Annotated in this window: 4 protein-coding genes; all 4 read left to right on the top strand. The window is 42.5% G+C overall.

Features of this window, described 5'->3' with window-relative positions; genetic code table 11:
* Nucleotides 1–81 precede the first annotated feature (81 nt).
* Nucleotides 82–558 carry a BF3164 family lipoprotein gene (locus DXA15_RS24500; protein ID WP_128135782.1) on the top strand — a complete coding sequence of 159 codons (477 nt, stop codon included), beginning with the start codon at nt 82–84 and terminating at the stop codon, nt 556–558.
* 125 nt (nt 559–683) lie between these two features.
* Nucleotides 684–2,690: a hypothetical protein gene (locus DXA15_RS24505; RefSeq protein ID WP_128135783.1), complete on the top strand. Its 2,007-nt coding sequence runs from the start codon at nt 684–686 to the stop codon at nt 2,688–2,690.
* A gap of 2 nt (nt 2,691–2,692) precedes the next feature.
* Entirely contained in the window at nt 2,693–3,562 is an 870-nt protein-coding gene (lepB, locus tag DXA15_RS24510) for a signal peptidase I (protein WP_128135784.1), read from the top strand.
* A gap of 11 nt (nt 3,563–3,573) precedes the next feature.
* Nucleotides 3,574–4,794 (top strand): O-antigen ligase family protein, encoded by a 1,221-nt coding sequence (locus tag DXA15_RS24515; protein ID WP_233567619.1) that lies wholly within the window; start codon nt 3,574–3,576, stop codon nt 4,792–4,794.
* Nucleotides 4,795–4,821 lie beyond the last annotated feature (27 nt).

A 4,821-nucleotide genomic window follows, 5' to 3' on the forward strand; every position in this document is an offset into this window, starting at 1 on the left:
AGAAAATATATAATAATAACTTAAAACATCTATGATAAATTTCCAGATAACATACTTGGTGATATATTTTCCTCTTAAAACATCTATGATAAATTTCCAGATAACATACTTGGTGATATATTTTCCTCTTTTATAAATGTAAAACCTGACAAATCAAAGATAGCCATAGCTGGTAGATATTTAGACTTATTAGAAATATACGACAGTAATGGCAATCTATTAGCAATGACAAAAGGTCCCAATAAAGATTTCAACTTCAAATTCGACATTGAAAGTTCTTTAAATCAGGGCACTATGATAAAACTTCCAGAAACACGAAGAGGATATATCGGAATAAAAACAACTAATAACTGTATTTATCTTTTGTATTCAGGAAAAGAACGCAGAAATCCTAATCATTACTCTTTCTCAAATACAATATATACATTTGATTGGAATGGTAATCCACTAAATAAATATGAATTAGATGCACAAATATCTTCATTTGCAATTGATGAGAAAGAGAACAAAATTTATGCATTACATCACGATGCATACATAATTACATACAACATGTAAAGTTGTAAAGAAAAGGAGCCAACTTCGCTGAGATAGTTGACAACGAACAACTCTACAGAAATATGTACGAAGAAAACATTGGATTGTGCGAGAAAATATTTTCTAAATAAACAGTTATTTATCACATGCAAAAAACATTCATATCAAGAATCTCCCTGCTATTAGCCACTTTCCTGATAGCCTGTACCTCTCCGGACAACCGACGTCTGGAGCAAGCCTTGCAATTGGCAGGTGACAACCGGGGCAAGTTGGAGAAAGTGCTGACGCACTATGCCGATGCCCCGGAAAAACTGGCCGCCGCCCGGCTCTTGATTATGAATAAGCCGGGGCATATAGGCGTTGATTCATCCTGTGTCGAAAACATGCGACCGGTCTATGGCAAGCATGCCGCAATATCCGAAAAACATCTATGGCAACGTTCCTCCGAATGGTACAAGGAAATCGATTCCCTTTGGAAGAACGAAAGTCCCAAAATCCAGTCCCGGTTAACTCCTTCCCGGCAAGATGTCCGAACCGTCCGAGCAGAGCAACTCATCCGTGAAATAGACCGTTCTTTCAAGGCTTGGAAAGAAAATGCCTATACACAAAACGATTCATTCGAAGATTTTTGTAGGTACGTCTTACCCTACCGTTTTGCTGAAGGGACTTATTTTGACCAGGCACGGGATACCTTTTACCAAAGACATGCCTCTATCTTCAAGGACAATACGATGGACTTCAGGAAGGTGACGGACTCCTTGCACCGGATGTACAGCGACCTGATGCACAATAACTGGGCGGCAGCTTCCATGCCGATTTACAATGCCGCCTCTTTCGAACAGGTCAAACGCGGTTCATGCGACGACAAAGCCTGGTATAACTGCCTGATGATGTCGGCCCTCGGTATGGGAGTTGCTATCGACTTCGTGCCGGAATGGGGAAACCGAGCCGGGGGGCATAGCTGGAACAGCCTGATCGTTGGCGGAGAGTCATATCCCTTCGAACCGTTTTGGGACGATGACCGGTGGAAATACAAAAGGATTTATAATAATGAATGCTTCGACTTGTTGTGGGGCAAGTTCAGATTGCCGAAAGTCTATCGCCGTACATTCGAACATCATTTTTCCGGTCCGTTGGGTAATGAGGCGGTTGCTAGAGAAGATATTCCTTCTCTATTCAAAAATCCATTTATGAAGGATGTTTCTTCTGAATATTTCCAGACAACAGATGTGAAAATAACTATTACGGAGCATATTCCCGAAAACACACGTTATTGCTATCTATGCGTTTTCGGAGCAAAAGAATGGCAACCCGTGCAATGGGGTAAAATAGAATGGAACAAAAAAGTGACTTTCAAAGGGATGGGCAGAGATATTGTTTACTTGCCTATGTTCTACCAAAATGGAGTTTTAACACCTGCCGCATCTGCTTTTATCCTGACTAAAGACGGTAATTGCGAAAAACTGGAATGCAAAGAGGAGAAAATGCCGGTTACCGTACGAAACTATACCGCTTATCTGTATCCTGAAGAGATTGCCGAAGCGAAAGAAACACTGGTCGGGGCTTATCTCACAGGGTGCAATGATTTGAATACCTTAGCCGTTGATACCTTATATATGATGACGGACAGCATGGATACATGGGAAAATGAGATCAATCTTCCAGTTTCTCAAAAATATAGATATATACAACTAATATCTCCCAAAGACTCACTGGCACTCTGTGAAATATCTTTCTATGAACAGAATAAAGAGGATAAACCGATTCAAGGTGTAAAAGTTTCAGCCGATATCACACCGCTTGGCAATGGAGAGGAACTGAACATGGTTACCGACAGTCGTTCTGCCACAGGTTTCAGAGGCAGGTTCAACAACCCGGAAGATGGGAAAAATACACTTTGGTTTGATTTGGGTACACCCAAGTCAATCAGTAGAATTTCATATATCCCCTATACAAAAAATTATTTACCCAAAGATATAGACATAGAATTATGGTATTGGAATAATCAATGGGTTAAAGGTGGTAGTTTAAAAGGTGATTACAATTTTATGACTTTTGAAAATATACCTCAAGGAACAATTTACAGAGTAAAGGTAAAAGGGACAAATGATCGTATCTTTACCTATAAAAACGGTATTATTCGTTGGTATTAAGCATGAAAAAGCATTGGAAAAAAATAGCGCAATATACTGTAGACGTAACCTTTTGGTTATGTATGCTGGCTACGGCATGGTTCGCCACTCAGGTCTTATTGTTTGCCTCTTTCAAAATCCCTAGTGATTCGATGGAACCGGAATTAACTACGGGAGATAATATCCTGGTCTGGAAGCCGACGATCGGACCGCGTATATTCAATCTGTTTGCTTCCATGCGAAATGAACAAACCGAGATTTATCGTATTCCCGGTTTCAAAAATATTAAACGCAATGACATTTTAGTCTTCAATTTTCCACACCCTAACAGTTGGGATAAAATCGAAATGCATATCCTCAAATATTATATCAAACGATGCGTAGGATTACCTGGCGATACCCTCTCCATTCAAAACGGTTTTTTCCATGTAAACGGAATAAATACACCTCTTGGTAATACGGATTCGCAAAAAAAGATTGCCGTTACAGAAAAGTTTCAAGAGGGTATATTCCATAGTTTCCCTTATGATGGTACTATCGGCTGGAGCATCAAAGACTTCGGACCGCTTCATATTCCCGCCAAAGGGGATTCGATCCGGATGAATCGGACAAACTTTGTTTTATATAAAAAGCTGATTGAATGGGAACAACAGGGAACTCTTGAATACAAGGATTCCACATCTTTTCTTAATGGAAAACCGATCGACGGCTATCGTTTCTTGAAAAACTACTATTTTATGGCAGGCGATAACGGTATGAATTCGCAAGATTCGCGTTATTGGGGAATGTTGCCGGAAGAATATATCGTGGGGAAAGCATGGATTATCTGGAAATCGGTTGATCCGTATACGGAGAAATTCAGGTGGGAACGATTCATGAAAATAATTCATTAAAGAAATTAATCATGAAATACAGACAATACATAAGTTACTCATTACTCGCCATCAGCGGAATTTTTCTGCTGTGCACCGTTTTTGCCACCAACACAGGGTTGGCTAACGGGCTGGTCACAGGGAAAGTTCTTTGGTTTCATCTGGCGATGTTGCTGTTGGCAGCATGCAGTCTGGTGGCGGCTGTTCTGATGAAACCGGCAAAGCCGTTTGTCTTTTCGGTCGCAGACGGATTGGTGCTGGTTTTGGCGGCTATCGTTGCACTTACTTATAACCGGCAGCTGGATCCCGAACCGGAGAAAATGTTGTTTGGCGGGCAATTAGTCGTATTGTGGTTTCTGCTGCGGTTCATATTGACCGGATGGCCGCAGTTACAGTTATTTTTCCTGGCGGTGGTTGTTGCGACCGGAGGGATTGAAGCTGTGTCGGGAATGCGACAGTTACATGGATTCGAAGGATCTAACCATTCCTTGTTCAAGCTGACCGGGGATTTTTATAATCCGGGGCCTTATTCGGGGTACCTTGCAATCGTATTGCCGGTTTGCCTGTGGATGATCCTACGGCAAACAAAGATTTATCTGCATTACCTGGGATGGATCGGTTTGCTGGCGATCATTGTCGTGCTTCCTGCCGGGATGAGCCGGACGGCATGGATAGCGGCTGCCGTTTCATGCGGATGGGTGTATTGGGTACAACGGATCGGATGGGAAAAGACTAAAAGATACATGAATGAAAACCGGACCTTAACTATCGTATCTTCTATTTTGATCCTGATCTCCATAGCCGGTGCATTGGCGGGTATTTATCTGCTAAAGAAAGATTCTGCCAATGGCCGGCTACTTTTATGGAAAGTGACGGGACAAGCGATCAGGGAACAACCCTGGACAGGAACCGGGACGGGGGGTTTTCCGGCTGCTTATGCAGAAGCACAGGCGGAGTATTTCACTTCGGGAAAGGCTTCGGAGACAGAGATGCTGGTTGCCGGATGTCCGGAATACGGATTTAATGAATTCTTACAAATAGGTTTGGAACAGGGGCTGGTGGGTTTAATGGTTTTTGTATTGTTGTTAAGCTATTCTTTGTTCCGTGGGGTGAAAAACAGACAGGCGGGAGCAGCCGGAGGGATATTGGCGCTGATGGTGTTCAGCCTGGCATCGTATCCGTTGCAGTTGCCGGAGTTCTGGGTGGTGTTGGTGGTGTTGATGGGGGTGGCTAATAGTAATACTCCGGGTTGACGCTGACACACCCCCTACCCCCTCTCG

The sequence above is a fragment of the Parabacteroides sp. AM58-2XD genome (genome assembly GCF_003463685.1).
GTDB classification, from domain to species: Bacteria; Bacteroidota; Bacteroidia; order Bacteroidales; family Tannerellaceae; genus Parabacteroides; species Parabacteroides segnis.

Bases quoted from the DNA above. Each gene is read 5' to 3' on its own strand.
- DXA15_RS24515 (WP_233567619.1), top strand. From the start codon at position 3,574: ATGAAATACAGACAATACATAAGTTACTCATTACTCGCCATCAGCGGA.
- DXA15_RS24505 (WP_128135783.1), top strand. From the start codon at position 684: ATGCAAAAAACATTCATATCAAGAATCTCCCTGCTATTAGCCACTTTC.
- lepB (WP_128135784.1), top strand. From the start codon at position 2,693: ATGAAAAAGCATTGGAAAAAAATAGCGCAATATACTGTAGACGTAACC.